A 21,481-nucleotide genomic window follows, 5' to 3' on the forward strand; every position below is an offset into this window, starting at 1 on the left:
GAATGGCATTTCGATTCGTACACACGGCCGATATTCATCTCGACTCGCCGCTTCGTTCGCTGGCGATGCGAAATCCCGATCTTGCCGGGCTGGTGGGCGACGCCAGCCGCCAGGCATTCGTTTCGATAGTGGATCTCTGCCTTGAGGAACGTGTGGCCGCGTTGGTCATTGCTGGCGACCTATACGATGGCGACCAGACTTCAATGAAGACAGCGCGGTTCTTGGGCGCGCAGATGACACGCCTGCACCAGGCCGGCATCATGGTTTTCAAGATCCGCGGTAATCATGACGCCCTGTCGCGGATTTCCAAACAGCTGGTATTTCCCGACACCGTTACCATCTTTGGTGGTCGTGCTCAGTCGGTATTGCAGACAGCCGGCGGTCTGGACGTCGTATTCCATGGTTTGAGCTTTGCGAACCCTAAGGCGCCGGACAGCCTGTTAACCAAATATCCGGCGGCTCGTGAAGGGGCCGTCAACATAGGCATCATGCATACCAGTCTGGCTGGATCGCCAGGTCACGACGTTTACGCGCCCTGCAGCATCGCTGACTTGCACGCCCACGGTTTCGACTATTGGGCCCTCGGCCACATCCATGCTCGCCAAGTCCATCCTGGCGCCAGTGCCGTGGTGATGCCGGGAATACCGCAGGGGAGGGATATCAACGAGGCCGGTGAGAAATCAGTCACCCTGGTGACGGTGCGCCACGACCGTTCGGTGGAGATCGAGGAACGGCTGACCAGCGTTGCGCAGTTCGAACGGGTGAGCGTCGACCTTACCGGAGCGGTGGAGTGGCCCGAGGCCGTCGCGCGTGTTCGCTTCGCACTCGAAGAGATGCGGGCAACCGTCCGATCGCGTCATGCTGTGGCTCGCATTGGCCTGACAGGAACGTCACCACTGATGTGGGCGCTGATCCGCGACAGGGACCTCCTTCTTGCCGAAGCCGAACAGGCTGCGGAACAGCTAGGCCATACGTGGGTGGAGAAGCTCGAGCTTGACCTCGCGCCGCCTCGGACGGAGACCGCCGAGGATATTGCTGATCCGATTTTCGAACTCGAGCAATCAATGCGTGCCGATGCCACCTCGGAGGCCTTCCGCGCTGAGGCGAGGGCGTTCGTCCAAAAGATGGTCGCCGACCTTCCGGCCGACGGGCGGGATTTTGCTGGGACGGACGAAGCCGGGCTGGAACAGTTCCTCGATCAGGTGCTTTCCAAGGGCGCGGACTTGGTGACTGCCCGCCTTAAGGCCGGTGGATCGTCATGAGGTTGCGGCGCCTTGACCTCATTCGTTATGGAAAGTTCACCGATCGTTCGATCGACTTCGGACCCAAACCGGAATCCGGACCTGATCTGCATATCGTGTTTGGCCTGAATGAGGCCGGCAAATCGACTGCGCTTTCGGCCTATCTAGACTTGCTGTTCGGCATCGAGGAACGGAGCCGCTACAACTTCCTGCACGAGTACAGTGCCATGCGCATCGGCGGGGTGCTGGAACTGGCCGGCTCCGAACACACGTTCACGCGTACGAAACAGCGCAGTAATTCGCTATTGAATGCGACGGGCCAACCGGTAAGCGAGGTGGCGATCACGGCGCATCTCGCCGGTCTGTCGCGCGACGCCTACACGACGATGTTCTCACTCGATGACGAGACGTTGGAAGCCGGCGGAAAATCTATCCTGGAGTCGCGGGGCGACCTCGGCAAGCTTCTGTTCACGGCCAGCGCCGGTCTTGGGAACGCAAGTGATACGTTGAACGCCCTCGAGGCCGAAGCAGACGCTCTGTATCGGAAGCAGGCGCATGGAACCGAACTGGCGCTGTTGAAGAAGCGCCTTGTTGACGTAAAGTCGCGCAGGGATGCGATCGACACCCTTGCATCAACCTACGAGGGCCTGGAGGCCGAACGTCTCGATGCAGCGCAGCAGTACGGCCGAACCATCAGCGATCGGGCGGTGCTGGTGGCCAGGCTGGATACCTTTGCTCGTTACGTGCGTGCTGCGCCGATGCTGGCGGATATCCGGCGCAAGATTGCCCGGCTGGATCAGCTGCCGGACATCGCCTCCCCAGCCCGGACATCGACGGGAAGTGTCACCGAACTGATCGATGACGATGCCAGCCTCAGAACGCGGCTGTCCGCAAACATCGACGAGACCGAGCGCCTGGCGGAAAAAGTCACTGCGGTCGACGAGGACGAACCGATCCTGTCGATTTCCGAACGCATTCGCGGGCTGGCGGAGAGCAAGGTGCGCCATACCGCGGCTGGCTTTGACTTGCCCACTCGCAGGATGGAGCTGCAAATCCTCAACAACAGCGTGGCGAGCTGCCTTGCCGCCTTGGGCCGATCTTCCGAGGCGGATCCTGGCGCGCTGCTTCTGCCTGCCGTCACCGTTGGCGTCGTTCGCGCCATGGTCGAGCAGAGGTCCGGGATTGCTACCGGGATGCGTGCCGCTCGCGACGAAGCCGCGGCGGCACTCGATGCGCTGCAGGTGGCAAGGCAGCGGGTCGGCGAGGAAAGGGCGGTGCCCGAACCTGCCAGGGCAAGGCTGGGCTCGGCTTTGTCGAAAGCGCGAGCAAGCGGACACCAGGCAGAGATTAGGACGGCTCGCGAGGCGGAAGATGCGGGAACAATCCGATGGAAGGCGGCGCTCGCGCGCTTGCGTCCATGGAACGGAGATGCCCTCGCTCTCGCCAACGTCGCGGTTCCGAGCGCCGGGCAGATTGCCGCCTGGAAGACGGTAGCGTCAGAACTGGCAAGGAACACCGCCGTACTTGCCGAACGCCTTGCTGAATACGAGGGCAACCATGCCATGCTCGCCGCACGATTGGATGCCCTTCGTGCCTCGGGCGACATTGTCGACGATGAAGCGGCTACCGCCATCCGCCGAGTTCGCGATGATGCGTGGGCAACGCACCGCGCAGCGCTGACCGGTGACACCGCTGACGACTTCGCCGTGGCATTGGCGCGCGATGACATTGCCAGCGCAGGCCGGCTGGCCGGCGCGGCGGATCTGGCTGAGATCCGGGCAACTACGCGCGAGCTGGCCGAGGCCGCGGCCAACCTGTCACGCAACGGCATCCAACGCACACAGCTCGGCAAGGATGTGGATACCCAATTGTTGGAAATCCGCGCGGCCGCCAGGGACCTGCTCGGAGACGCCGTGGAACCTTCGTCTGAGCGCCTGATCGAAAGGATCGAGGATCAGATCGAGGCGCGCAGCGATGCGCTCGCTGCCTGGGAGCAGATCGAACTTGCTCGCTTGAAGGCCGAGCGAGCCGCTGACGCCGGCGAGCAGATACGCTTGGAAATGAGAGCAGTGCTGGGAAGCGTCGGCATTGTATCAGAGTCCAACGACACCCTCGAAGCAATCATGGCCATCGCGGAGCCGTTTCTGGATCGGCAGCGCAAGGTGGACGCCGAGTATGCCGAGGCGCTCAGAATGGTGAGCTCCAAAGAAGAGGATCTAGCGGCACGACGGGTTGCAGTAGGTGTGGCGGAGCGTCGCGAGGAGGAATGGCTGGCCGGCATTACCGAAGCACTCAAGGGAACTTGGCTCGAAAGCGGGCTCTCCGCATCCGGCGTCGGCACTGTGCTCGATCAATTGGCCGAACTTTCAAGAAGCCTGCAGGAACGGGACGACCTGCAGCTGCGTATCGACAAGATGGAGGCCGACAGGGCCAATTTTCTGGTCGAGGTCATCGCCGTTGCGGTTGAAGCCGACGAGCCGACGAAGGATACCGACCCGGAGCAGTTGGCCATCCGCCTTGCCGAGCGCCTAGAGCGTGCCGAGCGGACACGTGAAACGAAGGCAAGCCTCGGCAACGACCTGAAGCGCCTCAAGGAGGCGCGCGACATCCTCGACACTGAGATTTTGGCACACGAACGCCGCAAGAACGAGGTGCTGGGCGTCTTTGGTGTCGCCACTCTGCCCGAGGTAGTCGAACGCGATGAGCTGTTGCGTGAGCGCGATGGCTTGCGCACCACCGTCGCCGAACTTGAGGAACGGATAGTGGCGGAGCTCGCGGTCGACGGATTCGAGCAGGCCCGCTCGATCCTGGACGCGATCGATTTCGACGGCCTCGCGGTCGAGAAGGCTGAGGGTGAGCAGCGGCTTCGCCTGTTCGATGAAACCATCCAGCAACAGCTGATCCGGCAGACGCGCGCGGCCGACAAGCTGGACGCCATCGGCGGTGATAGTGCGGTTGCACGCCTGGATGCTGAACGGCGCACAACCCTGCTGGAAATCGAGGAGAAGGCCGTTCGCTACATAGAGCTGAAGCTTGGCATCATGTCGGCTGGCAATGCTTTGCGGATCTACCGTGAGAGCCATCGCTCCGGCATGATGGCGCGCGCATCAGACGCGTTCAAGCTAATGACGCGTGGCCAGTATTCGGGGCTGACAACCCAGCCTGTAAGAGGTGGTGAGGTTCTCATTGCTGTGCAGGGTGACGGGCAATCCAAGGTCACCGAAGCGCTTTCAAAGGGTGCACGATTTCAGCTGTACCTTGCCCTAAGACTCGCCGGTTATTACGAGTTCGCGCAATTTCGGCCCTCGGTCCCATTCGTCGCCGACGACATCATGGAGACGTTCGACCATATTCGCTCGGAGGAGGTTTTCAGGCTGTTCGGAGCGATGGCAAACACAGGTCAGGTCATCTACCTGACGCACCATAAGCATCTATGTGAAATAGCTGAGGCTGTCGTACCGGGAACGAGGATCCATCAACTCGCACAGTAATTTTCTCCGGAATACGTGAACGAACCAGTGAAGGACGCCGAATTTGACGGCAAGTATGCGCCCAAAGTCAGACGTTCCGGCAAACTTCGCGTTCGTCCAAAAGCGGACATATCGCCCGAGCCATAGACGGCCCCGATGTGCCCATAATGGACGTCCTGCAAATTCATTGTCCTGCCGAATCTGGACTTCGAGAGCTGGCCCTAAACAGCAATTGTATCGCGCCTAGCCGTCCTATCGCCGGGGCGCCAATTGTAAACAACGGCGAACTATACCAATATCGTTACTGGCTTCTTCCGGTGCGACTCGGGAGAACGGGATGGGCAATGAACGCGAAGACGCAAACGGGAAAACACAGCGCCGCTGGCCAATACCTCGGCTATGCGCTTCAACCTGTACGCCTTTGCTTTCACCTGCTCAACGCGCCTAGCGGCGCCTTGGTCTCTCTTGAACATTTAGACGATGTGGCGGTTCACCTGGTCGGCGGCGAAGTCGTTCTTGAGCAAAGCAAGAGCGCACTGAAGCAAAATCCGATATCCGACTGGGCTGCGGACCTGTGGAAGTCTCTGGCCAACTGGCTCAGCTTCATGGCGGCGGGAGAGATCGACCCGGCGACCAGCCATTTCCGGCTATATGTCACACCGGTGAAGGCGGGTGCCTTCGCGATCGCGCTGAACGACGCGAAAACAGATGCCGACGTGGAGGCGCTGGTCGCTAACCTCGCCAAAGCCCACAGCAAGCTGAAAGCTGCACCGGCATGCGACGCCGACGTCCAAGCTTTCCTGAACGCTGATGCGGCTCATTGCGCCGCCTTGGTCAAGAATCTCGCCGTTATCAGCGTCGATGCAGATCCCGTCGATCCGATACGCGCGATCTTCAAGCCGACGGTCTCTCCGCTCATCATCGACCTAGTGTGCGAACGCGCGATCGGCGCTGCGAAGGAGGCGGCGGACAGGCTGATTAGAGCTGGCAAGCCCGCCATCTTGGACGTGGACGCGTTTCAGGCCGAGCAAAGAGCATTTGTTCAGAAGAACAACCTTCCAGGGCTGCTGTCGTCTTTCACCAAGCAACCGCCTGTCGAGGCCATCGAACAATTGATCGCCGACCGTCCCGCCTTCGTCCGCCAACTCGAGCTGATCGAGGTGGGAGACGAAGCGTGCGTCCGGGCTGTTAGCGATTACCTTAGGACGCTCGCCGACATCTCGATCTGGGGCGAAAGCGGGCTAATCTTTGAGAAGAACCTAAGTGACTGGGACGATGATCTTGTCGGTCGCTATGAGCACGTCAGTGCAGAGGTGCACGACATACAGGCCGGACACCCCGCAACGGTTCGTGGTAGAATAGTTTACAGGCGCTGCGCGCAGTTGCAGCCTCCACTCGATGGTCGAGTCGTCCCCGGTCATTTCGTCCACGGATCATTCAACGCCCTTGCCCACGGCCTGCGCCTCGGCTGGCATCCCGACTACCAGACTCTTTTGGAGCCAGCGACTTGATTGAGGCTGGCCGATCGCACCTACCGCTCAGCGACCTCGCCCTTGTCCAGAATCCAGGACTTGGGGCTTTCGCATTGTGGCAATTTGGCCAAGGTTTCCAGGCTGAGGACGAACGTCCAGCGCCGTTCGCCTTGGCGTTTCTCGTGCTGCCAATCGTCCTGCATCGCGCAACGCTCGAAATCGTGACTTCGACAAACCGACCCTCTGGACTGGCGCTCTTCGCGGCCAAGCTCGGGAAGGAACGGGAACAACTCCTCGCCGTCCACGAGCGAGCGCTGCTGCTGCGTACTCTGACATTGCAATCGGCCGCTGTCGGTGTGAGCGGGCGGCTGCTGTCCGTGGATTACAAGGATGCTACTTTAAGAGCAAACGTACCAGAACCGAAACCGAGGAGGCTCGTCCTTCCAGAGCGCGTCAAGCACCTCGGACCTGCCTCGGAGAAATTGGGTTTCTGGTTTTCGAACCTGGGGACCGCGCAGGTGGCCAACCTGTTACGGGTGGAGTTCTAGATGTATTTCCAGCTTCGAAAACTGATCCTTTGGCCCCGCAATGGTGCAGCGCCGCGGGTCGTCAAGTTCGAGCCCGGTGTCGTCAACGTCATCAGCGGCGCGTCGAAGACCGGGAAGTCCGCCGTTATCCCTATTGTTGATTACTGTCTGGGCTCGGAGAAATGCGCGATTCCGGTGGGCGTAATCCGCGAGAACTGCAGCTGGTTCGGCATTCTGATCGAGACGCTGGAGGGCGAAAAGCTCTTGGCGCGACGCGAACCGGGGGACCAACAGAGCACAGGCGACATGGTGCTGCTGGAGGGCGCACAGGTCGAAATTCCGGAGACGATCACCGACAAGACCACCAATGTCGACACGGTCAAGCGCGCGATGAACCGCCTGGCAGGACTGACTGACCTCGACTTCGAACCAGGTACAGAGAATGGATTCAAGCAAAGGCCAAGCTTCCGCGACCTCATGGCCTTCACGTTCCAACCTCAGAACGTGATCGCCAATCCCGACGTGATGTTTTTCAAGGCCGATACGACGGAACACCGGGAGAAGCTAAAGACCATCTTCCCGTACGTTCTGGGCGCGGTCACGGCAAAGATTCTCCAGGCGCGGTTTGAGATCGATCGGCTCCAGCGCAACCTCCGCCGGAAGGAGGCTGAGCTACGCGCGATCGTGTCGGCAACTGGCGCTTGGCGGGCGGAGGCGGAGGCGTGGCTGCGTCAGGCAGTCGAACTTGGCCTAGTCGATTCCTCCACTGAAGTGCCGAAGGACTGGAGTGACGTTGTTGACCTGCTTCGGCGCGTGTCGAACAGCAACTCAAGTCTTGCTCGACCAAGCCTGGCCGGCATCGATGTGGTGCTGACGCGTCTGGAAACCCTTCGTGCGTCGGAAACTGAAATCGCCGCGCGACTTACCGAGCATCGTCAGCGCCTGAACGAACTGCGCCGTCTGGTGGAGAGCAGCGAGGCGTACGGCGACGCCATGCGCATCCAACGTGACCGCTTGGACCTTTCCACGTGGCTGAGGGACTTGGCCGACGAGTTCGCCGATCCGTTGGTCGCACTCGGGGACGGCGGCCGCGAGAAGGTCTTGGCCCTTTGCGACAACCTCGGCGGTCTGGAGATCCGACTGCGGACCCACCCTGCGATGTCTAACACGCTTGACAAGGAAATCCTGCGCCAGCGCGGCGCCGCTGAAGCGGTCCTATCTGAGTTGAACGATGTCCGTAGCGAGATAGCGGTGCTGGAACGGGACTCTGACGTCGCCCGAGACGAGGCCAATCGCTTCGATAGGCTTGAGCGCTTCCTCGGTCGATTGGAGCAGGCGTTGCACGTCTACGACCGCGCCGACCAGTCGTCGGATTTGCGGCAGGAACTCACCTCGCTGCAGGCCGATATTGCAACGCTGCAAAAGACGATCTCCGAGGCCGACATCCAGCGCAAGCTATTCAACGCGTTGCACCAAGTCTCCCATCATGCCAATCGGCTGATTCCGCAGCTTGACGCGGAGTGGCCCGAGGCCCCGATTAGGCTGTTGATTGAAGACCTGACCGTCAAGGTGACTAGGGGAACGCGTGAGGACTACCTGTGGGAGATTGGCAGCGGCGCCAATTGGCTCGCGTATCACGTCGCACTAATGCTTGCGCTGCAGCACTACTTCCTGGCCGAACCTCATCACCCAGTCCCTGGTCAGCTGATCTTCGACCAACCTAGCCAAGTCTATTTTCCTAAGCGGGCGGCGGGCGACGAGGGCCCCGACCTCATCGCGTGGAGGGATCAGGACGTGGTCGCCGTCAGGAAGGTCTTTGCGCTCCTAGGCGCTGAGGTCATGGCCGCGAAAGGTCGCCTCCAGATCATCGTGCTGGATCATGCAGATGAGGACGTCTGGGGCAAGCTTCCCGGAGTCAAGTTGATTGAGGAATGGCGTGGACAGGCCCTCGTGCCTCAGGCTTGGATTGCCGCCGCATCTTCCAACGGTGGATAATAATCTGCTGCCAGAGGAGAAGGCATGGCGAACGTGGACGAGATCAACCGTCTGACGGCCCTTGGCTTGAACGTCATCACAGCCATGGATGTCGCGGAAGGAAAACTAGACGAAGCCTTCGAGGTCGCCCGCGCTCAGGAGAAACGCAAGGTCGACATCTGGTGCAAAGGAAGAAAGAACATTCCGGTTGCACTGACTGCGATATGGGACTGCGATCCTGCAAACTTCTATCTCGCGTTCGACGGCGATGATCCCAGCGACCACGCTTCGACGGATTTCATTCTTATCGACGCTGATGTCACTGACGTTGGCGGCAGGCTTACCTACGCCGCCAGCAGGGACAAGGGTCCTTGGCATCAACGTTACAAGAGCAAGAGCTGTGGGATCGCCTACCGATGGCTGCATGGCCGCGGTGTCACACCGCCTTTGCTCGGCGAGTACCAAGGCCAAGTTCACATCGTAGGAGGCATGCACCGCTTCCATCTTGCCAAGCACTATGGGACGACGCGCATGCCATTCCTCGTCCGGAGGGCCGAACTAGCCGCAGTAATGGCGTTGATCCCCTCGGCGACCGACACCGCCAACTCGTAATGGCGGGGACTGCAGAAAAGAAGCGAATGAGTTGCGAACTTACCGGGATCACTCCCCGAAAGCTGACCGACGGCTTCCGGCCCCGTTGCGGCCATTCTTACTCCCGCACTTTGGCTTTTCCAGCGCTAAACCGGCCTTGGGCGATGAATGGAAACGGTCAGATGTTCCCGGTCTGTGCTCGAAAAGTCGCATAAAAGGGCAGACTGGTGTGACGTCCGGAATTATTGGGCCTTTCACGGGTTTACCGGTCCCGAATTATCGGTTGCTGGCGGGCGGGCTATGCGATTGAAAACAGGAGAGTTTTCTGGCTAAGGGTGGGGTTTCAGACTGAGTTTACCAATGCCCTTAATGACGATTAATTCTGGATTGGCATCAGGTGATTGGGTTTGCGCAGAATATAGCCGCCCTTATTGGTAAACCCGCTCACGGTCGACAACGGATTGGTCAACCTAGGACGACAGGATTGGTAAACCGGAGCCGCCCTATCGACGAAGGTCTAGCTTGGCGCATTCACTGTCGCCGGTAGGCAGATATTCGGGCGACAATCGGGACCAGCGTGCGACGCCGCCAAGCGTGAGACACGTCGGCTACGCCGCAAATCGACACGGTTTGACCGGGCGCAATACCGCACCGATCTTCTAATCTCGGCTTAATTCCGGAGAGAGGCAGATAATTCCGGACGCCACACTGATTGGTAACCTAAGGCCACCCACCACGCGGATTGGTAGCCCACAGGAATAGGTTTGGTAACCCTTATCGAGTGAGGGCCGCTCGTACCTTTCGGCGGGTTCGTTTCAGTTCTAAGCCCGGCTTAATTCTGGACAACGACAGATAATTCTGGACGGCACAGTGGAACTCAACGCGTTGTAAGGATGGCATAGAGAAGCAGTAGCCCTCCAGTCTCGCTACTGGAAAAATTCTGGAAAATGGGTCTGCTTGGCTGGACGCAGAACGTTGTGATTATTCAGCCGGCATTTCTGAAGCTTCTCGAACACAAACAGCTTGCCTTCGCGCACGCTATCTTCGAGCGACTTCGCCTTCGCCAGATGCGCCGCAATCGCGCTGGCCAGCATGCAACCTGTTCCGCGCATCGATATAGCAAGGCGCGGCGTGTCGAAGTGGATGGGTTCATGATCGGAGCGTAACAGAATATCGGCCGATCGGGGACCCGACGCGTGCCCACCCTTGATCAGCAGGGCCTGAGGGCCGACGGCCTGCAGTCTTTGTCCTTGTTGGAGCGCACCGTCCTCATCCGAAGCCGGTTCGGAACCAGTAAGGAGCGCCAGTTCAGGAAGGTTGGGCGTGACAATGCAGCAAAGCGGCATCAAATCGCGCTTCATGGCAGCGATAGCGCCTGCTTCCAGAAGTGCGCGGCCTGAGGTGGAGGCCAGCACAGGGTCGAGTACTGCCGGCACTTGCGGAAATTTGCGCAGCACTGCGGCAACGGCAACAATGATCTTGGCAGTCGCCAGCATGCCGATCTTGATTGTGGCTACGTCGTTGGCCTGTAGCGCGGCACACATCTGATTGGCCACCATGCTGGGTGGCGAATGATGGATTTCGATCACGGCGTCGTGCGTTTGCACCGTTAGCGCTGTGACGGCGAGACAGGTGCGCACGCCAACGGCAGAGATCGTCTCGATGTCGCGTGCTATTCCAGCACCCCCGCTGGAATCTGATCCGCCAACGACAAGCACATGCGGTTCTCGTCTCATCGCCATCGGTCCGTCTTTTCGATCCATTCTCGCGTGCGCGCTTCGGGGTCGAAGCTCAACGTGATGTCCGTGACCACTGCGGCGCTGTTGGCGCCGGCCTCAAAGACGCCGTCGAGGCGGTCGGGGTTGAGGCCGCCGATGGCGACCAATGGGATCGGCGCCACCCGCCGCTTCCACTCGCTGATCCGCTCTAGCCCTTGCGGTGCCCACTTCATTTTCTTCAAAGTGGTGGGATAGATCGGACCGAGCGCGACATAGTCGGGCTCGGCAAACATGGCCGTTTCCAGCTCGACATGATCATGCGTGCTCAATCCGAGCCTGACGCCCGCTGCCCGTATCCTCGAGAGGTCGGCCGTTTGCAAATCCTCCTGGCCCAGATGCACGAAATCGCAGCCTTCCTCGATTGCCAGGCGCCAATAATCATTGATGATGAGCTGGCTTTTGTGTTGGACACACCAGGCCTTCGACTTGCGGATCTCCGCGCGCAGCCCGGTTTCATCCATGGTTTTGATGCGAAGCTGAATCAGCTTGACGCCGAGCGGCGCCAACCTTTCGATCCAGGCGGCGCTGTCGACGATCAGGTAGAAGGGATCGAGCTTCATGAAAAAACGGCCCTGCCGACCATCGGTGTCGATGGCACGGCGACGTCGCGCGGTTCGAGCATTCCCGAACTGAACGCCTCACGACCGGCGTCGACCGCCTTACCGAAAGCACGCGCCATGCCGACCGGATCTGCCGCCTTGGCGACCGCTGTGTTCAGGAGCACGGCGTCAAAGCCGAGTTCCATGACGGTGGCCGCGTGCGACGGCCGTCCGAGCCCCGCATCCACAATCAGCGGGACGCCAGGGAAATATCCGCGCATCGAGCGCAGCGCCGTCATGTTGACCGGTCCCAAGGCGGAACCGATCGGTGCGCACCACGGCATCAGGACCTTGCAGCCCGCTTCCAGCAGCCGCTCGGCGACAACGAGATCGTCGGTGGTATAGGGGAATACCGCAAAGCCGTCCTCGCACAGGATGCGGGCGGCTTCAACCAGACCGAACACATCCGGCTGTAGCGTGTCGTGATTGCCGATCACTTCGAGCTTGATCCAGTTGGTGCCGAAGACCTCGCGCGCCATTTTCGCGGTGGTGACGGCTTCCTTGACGGAGAGGCAGCCGGCGGTATTGGGCAGGGTTCTGGCGCCCAGCGAGCGGATCAACGACCAGAATTGTTCGCCGGCCCTACCGCCCGCCATCTCACGCCGCAACGAGACGGTCACCACCGACGTGCCCGATGCCTTGACTGCATCGGCAAGGATGGCCGGCGAAGGATACTGAGCCGTGCCGAGAAGCAGGCGCGACGAAAGCTCGGTTCCATAAAGCTCCAACATGCTAGCCGCCCTGCATGGGCGAGAGGATTTCGATCCGGTCGCCGTCGCTCAACTGGAACTCCGCGCGGTTGGCTTTGTGCACGAGGTCGCTGTTGACGGCGGTGGCGAGCCAATCGCCCTCATAGTCGAGCGCGGCAAGCAACTCGGCCAGCGTGGTGGCGGCAATCTCACGCGCCTCGCCGTTGACCATCAGTTTCATGAGCATGCTCCTTGGTTCTGTCTTGACTGAAAACCAGGTCGGCAGCCTGGCGCGCCATGGCGGGGGCGAGGAGAAAACCGTGACGATAAAGACCGTTGATCGCGATGATCTCACCGTCTGTTTCGACGCGTGGCAAATTGTCGGGAAATGCCGGACGGACACCCACACCGGTTTCAACGATCTCGGCCTCACCAAAGGCCGGATGGAGGGCATGGGCGGCGCCCAGCAGCTCCATCATGGAACGCGCCGTCACCGGTCCGGCGCTCTGGCTTTCAATCATCGTCGCTCCGATCATGAAACGGTGATCGGTGCGCGGCACGGCATAAAGCGGAAAGCGTGGATGAAGCAAACGGACCGGCCGCGACAGCGAGACATCAGGCGTGCGAAGGATCAGCATTTCGCCGCGAACACCGCGCAGCCTGTCATCGGCCGCTGCCATTCCCATGCAGTCTATCTGACGGGCGAATCCCGAAACAGGCCGGGCGTCGCAGCCGAAGTGGAATTTGACACCCATGGTCGCAAGCTTGTCATGAAGTGCCGCCATCGCCGGGCGTGGGTCGAGGTGAGCCTCGTCGGGGAAGAGCAATCCACGCCGGAAGCGGCCGGCGAGGTCGGGTTCCAGGAGCGCAATTTCGTTTTCATCGACGCGCCGATGCCCTGACGTGCGACTGGCGAACCGGTCAAGCTCACCGGCATCACGCGGCGCGGCCACGACCAATGTCCCGGCCCGTGTCACCTGACCCGACAGCACCGCATCCCACCAGTCGGCAGCATCGCGTCCGAGATCCAGCACCGGCTGCTCCGCGCTTTCGCGCTCGCACCATGGCGCCAGCATGCCGCCGGCGAACCACGACGCGTTGCCACCAAGGCCATGCCGCATCTCGGCGACGGTGACCGTCGCGCCGCGGGCGGCGAGTTCGAAAGCGACGGTGAGGCCGGCAACGCCGGCCCCTTTGACGAGCACCCTCATGATGGTTTGGGAGCCTCTGGCACGACCGGTACGCCAGTCTCGTCCGCCTGCATGTAGAGATCGCCGCCCTCCCGGTATTTTGCCGCCATTGCCGCCATGCCTTCCTTCTGGGCCTCGGCACGGATGTCGTGGGAAATGCGCATGGAGCAGAATTTCGGCCCGCACATCGAACAAAAATGTGCCAGCTTGTGCGCCTCCTTGGGCAAGGTCTGGTCGTGGAAGGACCGTGCGGTTTCGGGGTCGAGCGACAGGTTGAACTGGTCCTCCCAGCGGAACTCGAAGCGCGCGCGCGAAAGGGCATCATCCCTGGTTTTCGCTGCCGGATGGCCCTTCGCCAGATCGGCTGCATGGGCGGCTATCTTGTAGGTGATCACGCCAATCTTGACGTCGTTGCGGTCGGGAAGGCCGAGATGCTCTTTCGGCGTGACGTAGCAAAGCATTGCGGTGCCGAACCAGCCTATCATGGCGGCACCTATCCCTGAGGTGATGTGGTCATAGCCCGGCGCGATGTCGGTCGTCAGCGGCCCCAACGTGTAGAACGGCGCCTCACCGCACACTGCGAGCTGCTTGTCCATGTTCTGCTTGATCTTGTGCATGGGGACATGGCCCGGGCCTTCGATCATCACCTGGCAGTCCTTTGCCCAGGCAATCTTGGTGAGTTCTCCAAGTGTTTCCAGTTCGGCGAATTGCGCCGCGTCGTTCGCATCGGCGATTGAACCGGGACGAAGGCCGTCGCCGAGCGAGAAGGAGACGTCATAGGCTCTGGCGATGTCGCAGATCTCCTCGAAATGCTCGTAGAGGAAGCTCTCCCGGTGATGGTGCAGGCACCATTTGGCCATGATCGAGCCGCCGCGCGAGACGATGCCCGTGACCCGGTCGACGGTCAGCGGGATGTAGTGCAGCCGCACGCCGGCGTGGATGGTGAAATAGTCGACGCCTTGCTCGGCCTGCTCGATCAGCGTGTCGCGGTAGACCTCCCAGTTCAGATCCTCGGCGATGCCGTTGACCTTTTCCAGCGCCTGATAGAGCGGCACCGTACCGATCGGCACCGGCGCATTGCGCACGATCCAGTCGCGGATGTTGTGGATGTTGCGGCCGGTCGACAGGTCCATCACCGTGTCCGCGCCCCAGCGGATAGCCCAGACCATTTTTTCGACCTCTTCGGCCATCGACGATGTGACAGCCGAGTTACCGATGTTGGCGTTGATCTTGACCAGAAAATTGCGACCGATGATCATCGGCTCGCTCTCGGGATGATTGATGTTGGCGGGAATGATTGCGCGCCCGCGCGCCACCTCGTCGCGCACGAATTCGGGTGTGACGAAATCTGGGATCGCCGCGCCGAAGGCTTCGCCGTCGCGTTGCAGCTTGCCGCGCATCACCTCGCGGCCGAGATTCTCGCGGATGGCTACGAACTCCATTTCTGGCGTGATGATGCCGGCGCGCGCATAGGCAAGTTGGGTCACCGCCTTGCCCTGCTTGGCCTTGAGCGGCCGATTGCGTATCGGAAATTCCGGTGTCAGGCGCTCGCCGGTGGCGAATCCATTGTCTTCCGGCCGGACGTGGCGGCCGTCATAGGCTTCGACATCGCCACGCGCCGTGACCCATTCGTGGCGAAGCCGGGCAAGGCCTTTTTCGATGCTGGTTTCGACTGATGGATCGGTGTAGGGGCCGGACGGATCGTAGACGGTGACGGGCGGTTCGCCGGCCGTCGGATGGACGGAAATCTCGCGCATCGGCACCCTGATCTGCGGGTAGAGGACGCCGGGCTTGTGGATTTTCCGCGAGGCGGGCAGTGGTCCCGTCGATACGGCGGGGGTGAGGGCATTCATCGTGAGGCTCCTTTGCTCATGCATTGGAGACCCAGTTCTGTGCCGGAAGGATGAAAAGACGCTTCTGTAGACCTGCTGCAACAGGACCTCGGGCGTAAACTCCCGCAAAGCGCTTGCACCGTCCCTACGCCAGTATGAACTGGATCAGGTTCAACGGGTCACTGCGCCGCGAAAGCCAGCAGTATCTCAGCCCCTTGCCGGGACTCCCCTGGTGAATGCCTTAGGTTGAACGGGCTGACGCTATCTTGTCAAGCGCATTCGGGCGCCTTCGGCCGGTGGCGACGACCGGCGGCCAGCCGGGCGGAGAGCTCGCGCATGCATCGGGGACAAGTCACGCCCCGTAGACCGGGGCTGAATGGCCAAAGCCTCATTCGCTTCGTGAAGGATGGAGAAACTGTATTGGCCATGTGCGCGTATCGACCAAGTAGCTCAGGCGGTCACGGATGTGGTTATTCTGGTCGAAGGTGACGAACGGCCTTGGGGGTCACCTCCTTTAGGATTCAGAGGTTGGAAGACGGCTTCTCGCGATCACGGCCATCAGGAAATACCTGTCTTCGGCTCAACCTCGACATGGCGTCCGATCGACCGCAGATATACAGCTATCTCGTTCATGAGATGATCGCGTTCGCCGTAGATTTCAGCAATCCTACGCAGCTGTGGCTCGACGGCCCTCCGTTGCGCTGGCGTGAAATCAGCATCGCCAAAGACGTATCCCAAGTTGCCAATCGCGCAAATTTTGCAGCCGGCGTCCACAACTGCTTGTACGAATGCCGGAATGTCTTTTTCTTGCATGGTCTTCATGTCGAACCTCTCGTGAATGGCGTGCTTGCGCCCCAATCTGCCTTTTCAGCGTGTCCTCTGGGCGGCGCAAGCCCTGAGCGTGACTGTGCACGGGCAACCTCGACTATCCCATCTGCCACGCTCTTTAGAATCGGTGGGGTCTGGTGATCGCAGGCTGGGCCACTCAAAAGCCTGCAAGAAGAAAGTCATGGCGACCATTGCTCAAGATCGCAAGGGTGCGTGCAAGACCTTCCGTTGGCAGTCATGCACGCTCGCTCAGAGATAGTCCGGCCGCGGAAATTCTCCCTTATTCGTAAGAAAGCTCATTGAGCAACTGGGCATTGAGCAACTGGGTCTCACGTCACGGGTCTCGTGTGCTTCACAGCCGAAAAATAGCCGCCGTGGCAATTCTCGAAAAGTGCAGGCTACCTCGTTAAGGACACTGCGGATGATCGTTCGCGCTTGGCAAAAGCGAACGGATTAGTCTATGGCTCTCGGCAGGGGGGCGAGTTATGCGGCGGGTGCGAATCCTTCAAGTAGGCGATATTCACTATCCGGACTGGCATCCTTCCTCTAGCAACATCGATGCCAAGGATAGCAAGTTCGCTCCGAAAATAACGCAGAAGCTACGCGCGTCTTCGCTGCGTGCCGTCTTGACGAAACTTCGGCGGCTGACGACTTCGAAGCCCTTGGATTCGATCGCCTTCATGGGGGATTTCACGAGCCGTGGCGACAAGACCTTCATTGCTTCGGCATTCCAGCATTTCACGTTGCTCTGCCGCGCACAGGGACGCAGTTCAAAGGCGCTTCCGTTGATATTCGTACCGGGAAATCACGATGTGAACCGTGATGACGCGCGCGAACTTGGACCGACTGAGAAATTCAGCGAAATGGCGAGTTTAGCCGCCCGCTTGGGTTGGCAGACCGTTCCCGTGGACCAACCCGTGCACTTCAGACTTCCGACAGGATCCGCAGGCGCAAACTTCATCCTCGTCAACACAGCGATAGGCAGTTGGGAGCTTCAAAACCTTCCCGCGTTCCTTCGTGATCGTCTCGAGGCACTCAGTCCTTCTACAGAGCCTCTAGATCTCGGCTCGCCGGACATCTCGGGACATTCGCCCGCGACACCTCCCAGCGATCCAGACAAGGAGGCGTCCGACGACGAGTATTACGGTCAGATGGACACGCCATACATCTCGCGTGAGATGCTTGCAGGCCTACAGGAATTGCTCCAGCAGCCCGACATGCGTTACGGCATCATAATCGGCCATCACAATCTGCTGCCACAAAAGACTCCGCGCATTACGCCATACGCGGAGATGCTCAACAGCGGATTTGTCAGAACTCAGCTGCTGCAGGGCAACAAGCCTATCGTCTACCTGCATGGACACATACATGCTGATCCGGTCGAGATCGTCAACGATCCAAGGTTTCCGGACGGCAAATTGATCTGCATCTCAGCACCAGAGATACAGTCAGGTTTCAATGAGCTCGTCTTCTTCACGACCGATCAGGGAGAGCTCGTCGGCATCCGACTTATACCCTACCGCACCAATGTCGCCGACGGGACGGTCATGGAAGGCGAACATTGCTTTATTTCGACCATGTCCAACGGCAAGGCCTTTCTGAACAACGACACGTTTGACCTGCTGCGCCGACTGCGCGACCATGCCACCAGGCGCGGGAATGGGTTACTCTTCTGGGACGAGATCACTGAGATTGCTGCCTCCGCCGAGCTCGGGCTAGATCTGGAAGACTCTCTTCTGATGCTCCAAGCGGCGCGCTTCATCGAGATAGACGGCCTCACCAAGGCAAACTCGGCTTGGCGCATTAAGGTAAGGGACGAATAGCGATGGAGAATCCGTTCGGCCCCAACAGGATCGAGTACGAAAGCCGCCCGATACTGTGGTTCAGTCAGAAGTCGGCGTTGATTTCTGCCGCCGCCAAGCCGGTCTTCGTCGCAGGGACGAGAGGCAGCGGCAAGACCAGCATTCTTCGCTCGCTTTCCACAGTCCATATTCTTGAAGACAAAAGTCTCTCGGACCAAGTCGGCAAGCTCGCTTGGTATGGCGTCTTCTTCCAGCTCAATGAGACATTCTCGCCCCTAATCGACAACGCCGTTCTGAACCTCATTCCGGAGCGGATACGCTTCGACACGGCCGCCGTGATCCCGCGGCAATTCGTAATCTTCTCTCACTATCTGGAGCTGAAGATAGTCGAACGCCTGCTCGAGAGCATCGGCCAGCTCAGACGCGACGGCCACTTGAAATACCGGGCCTCCGAAGATAGGGACGTCGCCCTGGCACTGCATCGCGAAGTGCTGCACTTCATACCCCAACCTGCCCGTCTCGACTTCTTCAGCATCGATGAGCTGCGGGGTGGGATAACCCGGTACGTCGACGAATGCTTCAACGCGTTCTTCTTTGCCGCCGATGCCGGAGCGACCGGCTTCAGAGCAACAGACCCTGGCGCGATCATTAACAAGGTCGCGACCGCGATCACTCCACTTTTAAATGGCCCATCTTTCGCCGGTGACAGGGCGCCCTTCTTCAAGATACTGATTGACGACTGTGAAGCACTGACACCGCTCCAACAGCAGTTCCTGAACACCTTGGTGAGAAAGACGCGCGGCAACGTGAAATGGGTCCTCGCCTACATCGGCGGCCTCTACGACACGATCCGGACGATCATACCCGGCCAGTCGCTCTCGAATGCTGACCGGGACGTCGAGAATCTTGATTCAGTCGATCCGAGGGAGTTCGCCACGCTGTGCGAGAACGTGTCGTCGCTTCGGCTGTACTATGCGCTTCCTGACCATCTGCGGAGTGATCTCGAGCGCAACGATGCGCTCAGCGCGTTTTCGCTCAAAAACCGGCTGGGGCGGCTTTCCGTCAATGACATCATCGAGCGGGTTATCATATCGGGTCATTCCGAGGGCAGAGAAGAGCTTGTGGCACTTGCTGATGCAGCACGTGAATTCCTCTCCGTGAATTTGAGGACGGCGGATCAGCAGCAATTCCTTCTTGATCGAAAAGCGCGCCCTTATGCCGAAGGGCTGGCGCTCGCGCTCATGAACCCGGAAATTAAGCGCCGGCCCATGAGCAAGGCGGATGCTTCAAATCTGAAGAGGTCGATCGCCCGGAAACAGGGATGGGCTTTTCTGAAAGCGTGCCAGATGCTGCGTCTGCATGACTACCCGTACGTAGGGCACCAGATCATCACATCATTGAGCGACGTCTGTATACGCGATTTCCTTGATATAATGGGAGAGATCTTCCGCCGCAGTGTTCCGAGTTCCAGTGATCCACGAAAACTGGTGGAATTCATCAACTCGGATTTACAGATTCATCTCGAACAGCAGAGACAGGCTGTGAACGCCGCCTCTCAACGGAAGCTTGATGGACTTCAGGCGCTTTCACATCCGTACGAAGAAGAGAGCGTGCGCATGGTGCGGGCGTTGGGTTACCTGACCGCTCGCCTCCAGACAGAGTTTGCCGAAGAAAATGCTCTAGGAACGACAGAGAGAGGCATTTTCAGGGTTGATCTAAAGGAAATGCGCTCGCTGGTGAACCGACTGGAGCAACCCAGCGGAAAACTGGACGAGGTCCTGCGTCGGGCGGAAAGGGATGGGTTTATCCGGGAGGTCTCCGCCGCCGGCAACTTTGAGGTGGACCGCGCCGACCCCGCATCGAAGGAGATGATGATCAGATTGCATCGGCGATTTGCACCTTACTTCGGGTTCTCCTATCGCGGCCCGTACGAAATCAACACAATCCCTGCGGCGCGGATGGTCGACCTGCTTTTTACCAGGCATCGGCTCCCAGAAGACTGGGCCGACTCGGTGTTTAAGGAGCTCGTCGCGCGGCCCGCACTCAAGACCGAATTCCAGCACTCGCTTTTCGAGAGCGATCTCGAATGACCGCTTCAACTGTCGAGTATCGAGTCTTCGGCCATCTGGCCGTCACCGAGAAGGCGAGAGATGCAGGTACCTGCGAAACGATGGAGGCAGATATCGCGATCGTCGCGCTTGGATGGGAAACGCGTTTCGCCGCGTTCGAAAACCATCTTGACCTGAAGGTCGGCAAGATCGTGGTTCTGGACTTTGCTCTGAAGGAAGCGAACGTCCCAGCCGTCGAAGAAAACCGGCGAAAGCTCATCGCTATGGGTACCCGATGGGGCGTCGAAGTGACTGTGATCACCCTCGAGCCTTCCATCGAGTATCAGAAGAACATCAATCTCCTCGATCACCTGCTCACTCAGATGGCCGCTTCATGTGGCTCATACGAAGGAAGCCTGCGGAAGGTTTTCGTCGAGTGCTCGACGATGCCGCGAATCTACATCCAATGGCTGATTGCGGTGGCATTCAAGAAAATGTCGATTCAGTCTCTCGAATTCGGGTACGCCGAAGGTATCTACGGGAACGCGATCGGCAAAGAGGATTTTTCCAGCGGCTTGGACCGATACGTCACCGTCCCTCATCTTCAAGGCAGCGGAGGAATGGGCGAAGAGAAAGTCCTGCTCGTGGGGATCGGAGGAGATGCCGACGTATTCTACGGATTGATCGATATCGTCAGTCCGGAACGGATCTCGCTCCTCGTCCCAAGAAGCGACAAGAATGCGCATATCGATGCTTTGCTCGATCAACAGGTGGCCAAGGTACGTGAAACCCACCGGCTCGAAGATGGCGAAGTTCGCGACATCCAGGCTTTCGGGCTGATGGCCCACCTCGATGCTTTCGAGACGTATCTCGACGGGTTCGGCTCGCGTGCGGTGGTGAACGTTTTTGTCAGCGGCCCGAAGGTTCAGGCCATCGCTGCTGCCGTGCTCGCCTGCTCCGACAGCCGCGTCCATCTCAAGGCAAGAATTCCCACCTCCTATGCCCATCGTGAAGTCTCAGCGAATGGGCGGTATCATATCTATAGGCTGATTGACCTGACATCCCCTGCCTGCAGCCTTCCCGGGACGTTCTGACACTATCTTGCATTCGAGTAGCATCATGGTCCCAGTAGCCGTTCCGCCAAGCCTTCAGCGCATGTTCGTGTCGCCCGATCCGGTCGATGGGGGGCTAATTCCCACTTGGAAGCTGCTCTACATCAGATCAGGGGGGAATGCAGACTGGCAGAATTCCGTCTAATTAGCGACTAGCTAAAACATATACTCAGGCGAGACTGTTCAGCATAGAAATAGTGAGTCGGCCGTGAACTATCCGCAAGCCATTGATCTGGCCTGTTGATTGAGGCGGATAGCGGCTTTGGAATTGCAGGATTAGCGGTATTTGGACGCTGTTTTCCTGCAATTCGGTTTTGCGATTCCCTTG

General features: G+C 59.5%; 16 protein-coding genes and 1 riboswitch. Of the genes, 9 read left to right on the forward strand and 7 right to left on the reverse strand.

Annotation, left to right across the window (positions count from 1 at the left end; translation table 11 throughout):
* Nucleotides 1–2: 2 nt before the first annotated feature.
* The 6 genes from CK219_RS29535 (at nt 3) to CK219_RS29560 (ending at nt 9,296) form a co-directional block, all read left to right on the forward strand.
* Nucleotides 3–1,262 (forward strand): DNA repair exonuclease, encoded by a 1,260-nt coding sequence (locus tag CK219_RS29535; RefSeq protein WP_063169423.1) that lies wholly within the window; start codon nt 3–5, stop codon nt 1,260–1,262.
* On the forward strand, nt 1,259–4,732 hold the full coding sequence (locus CK219_RS29540) for an AAA family ATPase (protein WP_063169422.1): 3,474 nt from the start codon (nt 1,259–1,261) through the stop codon (nt 4,730–4,732). Before CK219_RS29535 ends, CK219_RS29540 begins: the two co-directional genes overlap by 4 nt.
* Nucleotides 4,733–5,055: 323 nt before the next feature.
* A complete protein-coding gene (locus CK219_RS29545; protein ID WP_063169421.1) occupies nt 5,056–6,222 on the forward strand; it encodes an ABC-three component system protein in 1,167 nt (388 codons plus the stop codon).
* On the forward strand, nt 6,219–6,731 hold the full coding sequence (locus CK219_RS29550) for a three component ABC system middle component (protein ID WP_063169420.1): 513 nt from the start codon (nt 6,219–6,221) through the stop codon (nt 6,729–6,731). The genes CK219_RS29545 and CK219_RS29550 overlap by 4 nt, the downstream gene beginning before the upstream one ends.
* A complete protein-coding gene (locus tag CK219_RS29555) occupies nt 6,732–8,705 on the forward strand; it encodes a DUF3732 domain-containing protein (RefSeq protein ID WP_063169419.1) in 1,974 nt (657 codons plus the stop codon).
* A 24-nt stretch (nt 8,706–8,729) separates the two neighbouring features.
* On the forward strand, nt 8,730–9,296 hold the full coding sequence (locus CK219_RS29560) for a hypothetical protein (protein ID WP_063169418.1): 567 nt from the start codon (nt 8,730–8,732) through the stop codon (nt 9,294–9,296).
* A 905-nt stretch (nt 9,297–10,201) separates the two neighbouring features.
* Here the strand turns inward: CK219_RS29560 and CK219_RS29565 are convergent.
* The 7 genes from CK219_RS29565 to CK219_RS29595 form a co-directional block, all read right to left on the reverse strand.
* Nucleotides 10,202–11,017 (reverse strand): hydroxymethylpyrimidine/phosphomethylpyrimidine kinase, encoded by an 816-nt coding sequence (locus tag CK219_RS29565; RefSeq protein ID WP_063169417.1) that lies wholly within the window; start codon nt 11,015–11,017, stop codon nt 10,202–10,204.
* Nucleotides 11,008–11,613: a thiamine phosphate synthase gene (locus tag CK219_RS29570; RefSeq protein WP_063169416.1), complete on the reverse strand. Its 606-nt coding sequence runs from the start codon at nt 11,611–11,613 to the stop codon at nt 11,008–11,010. The genes CK219_RS29565 and CK219_RS29570 overlap by 10 nt, the downstream gene beginning before the upstream one ends.
* Nucleotides 11,610–12,383, reverse strand: coding sequence for a thiazole synthase (locus CK219_RS29575; RefSeq protein ID WP_024504259.1), 774 nt, complete (start codon nt 12,381–12,383; stop codon nt 11,610–11,612). Before CK219_RS29575 ends, CK219_RS29570 begins: the two co-directional genes overlap by 4 nt.
* A gap of 1 nt (nt 12,384) precedes the next feature.
* Nucleotides 12,385–12,582, reverse strand: coding sequence for a sulfur carrier protein ThiS (gene thiS / locus CK219_RS29580; protein ID WP_024504260.1), 198 nt, complete (start codon nt 12,580–12,582; stop codon nt 12,385–12,387).
* Nucleotides 12,551–13,552 carry a glycine oxidase ThiO gene (gene thiO / locus CK219_RS29585; protein WP_063169415.1) on the reverse strand — a complete coding sequence of 334 codons (1,002 nt, stop codon included), beginning with the start codon at nt 13,550–13,552 and terminating at the stop codon, nt 12,551–12,553. The genes thiS and thiO overlap by 32 nt, the downstream gene beginning before the upstream one ends.
* Entirely contained in the window at nt 13,549–15,384 is a 1,836-nt protein-coding gene (gene thiC, locus CK219_RS29590) for a phosphomethylpyrimidine synthase ThiC (protein ID WP_063169414.1), read from the reverse strand. Before thiC ends, thiO begins: the two co-directional genes overlap by 4 nt.
* A gap of 103 nt (nt 15,385–15,487) precedes the next feature.
* A riboswitch (TPP riboswitch) is annotated at nt 15,488–15,604 on the reverse strand.
* Between the two features lie 317 nt (nt 15,605–15,921).
* Nucleotides 15,922–16,185 (reverse strand): hypothetical protein, encoded by a 264-nt coding sequence (locus CK219_RS29595; protein WP_082826710.1) that lies wholly within the window; start codon nt 16,183–16,185, stop codon nt 15,922–15,924.
* A 491-nt stretch (nt 16,186–16,676) separates the two neighbouring features.
* On the opposite strand from CK219_RS29595, the gene CK219_RS29600 reads away from it, so the two are divergent.
* The 3 genes from CK219_RS29600 to CK219_RS29610 are packed head-to-tail and all read left to right on the forward strand — an operon-like array spanning nt 16,677 to nt 21,135.
* Complete coding sequence (locus CK219_RS29600) at nt 16,677–18,014, forward strand: metallophosphoesterase (RefSeq protein ID WP_063169413.1); 1,338 nt, start codon at nt 16,677–16,679, stop codon at nt 18,012–18,014.
* Nucleotides 18,015–18,016: 2 nt separating this feature from the next.
* Nucleotides 18,017–20,083 (forward strand): hypothetical protein, encoded by a 2,067-nt coding sequence (locus CK219_RS29605; RefSeq protein ID WP_063169412.1) that lies wholly within the window; start codon nt 18,017–18,019, stop codon nt 20,081–20,083.
* Nucleotides 20,080–21,135, forward strand: a complete 1,056-nt coding sequence (locus tag CK219_RS29610; protein WP_063169411.1) for a hypothetical protein — start codon at nt 20,080–20,082, stop codon at nt 21,133–21,135. The genes CK219_RS29605 and CK219_RS29610 overlap by 4 nt, the downstream gene beginning before the upstream one ends.
* Nucleotides 21,136–21,481: the final 346 nt, after the last annotated feature.

The organism is Mesorhizobium sp. WSM4313, assembly GCF_002294725.1.
Classification (GTDB): domain Bacteria; phylum Pseudomonadota; class Alphaproteobacteria; order Rhizobiales; family Rhizobiaceae; genus Mesorhizobium.

What these genes read in the sequence shown, in the direction of transcription:
- thiO (WP_063169415.1), bottom strand. Translation starts at nt 13,552, where the DNA reads ATGAGGGTGCTCGTCAAAGGGGCCGGCGTTGCCGGCCTCACCGTCGCT.
- CK219_RS29605 (WP_063169412.1), top strand. Translation starts at nt 18,017, where the DNA reads ATGGAGAATCCGTTCGGCCCCAACAGGATCGAGTACGAAAGCCGCCCG.
- CK219_RS29555 (WP_063169419.1), top strand. Translation starts at nt 6,732, where the DNA reads ATGTATTTCCAGCTTCGAAAACTGATCCTTTGGCCCCGCAATGGTGCA.
- thiC (WP_063169414.1), bottom strand. Translation starts at nt 15,384, where the DNA reads ATGAATGCCCTCACCCCCGCCGTATCGACGGGACCACTGCCCGCCTCG.
- CK219_RS29540 (WP_063169422.1), top strand. Translation starts at nt 1,259, where the DNA reads ATGAGGTTGCGGCGCCTTGACCTCATTCGTTATGGAAAGTTCACCGAT.
- CK219_RS29610 (WP_063169411.1), top strand. Translation starts at nt 20,080, where the DNA reads ATGACCGCTTCAACTGTCGAGTATCGAGTCTTCGGCCATCTGGCCGTC.
- CK219_RS29595 (WP_082826710.1), bottom strand. Translation starts at nt 16,185, where the DNA reads ATGAAGACCATGCAAGAAAAAGACATTCCGGCATTCGTACAAGCAGTT.
- thiS (WP_024504260.1), bottom strand. Translation starts at nt 12,582, where the DNA reads ATGAAACTGATGGTCAACGGCGAGGCGCGTGAGATTGCCGCCACCACG.
- CK219_RS29565 (WP_063169417.1), bottom strand. Translation starts at nt 11,017, where the DNA reads ATGGCGATGAGACGAGAACCGCATGTGCTTGTCGTTGGCGGATCAGAT.
- CK219_RS29600 (WP_063169413.1), top strand. Translation starts at nt 16,677, where the DNA reads ATGCGGCGGGTGCGAATCCTTCAAGTAGGCGATATTCACTATCCGGAC.
- CK219_RS29570 (WP_063169416.1), bottom strand. Translation starts at nt 11,613, where the DNA reads ATGAAGCTCGATCCCTTCTACCTGATCGTCGACAGCGCCGCCTGGATC.
- CK219_RS29535 (WP_063169423.1), top strand. Translation starts at nt 3, where the DNA reads ATGGCATTTCGATTCGTACACACGGCCGATATTCATCTCGACTCGCCG.
- CK219_RS29560 (WP_063169418.1), top strand. Translation starts at nt 8,730, where the DNA reads ATGGCGAACGTGGACGAGATCAACCGTCTGACGGCCCTTGGCTTGAAC.
- CK219_RS29545 (WP_063169421.1), top strand. Translation starts at nt 5,056, where the DNA reads ATGAACGCGAAGACGCAAACGGGAAAACACAGCGCCGCTGGCCAATAC.
- CK219_RS29575 (WP_024504259.1), bottom strand. Translation starts at nt 12,383, where the DNA reads ATGTTGGAGCTTTATGGAACCGAGCTTTCGTCGCGCCTGCTTCTCGGC.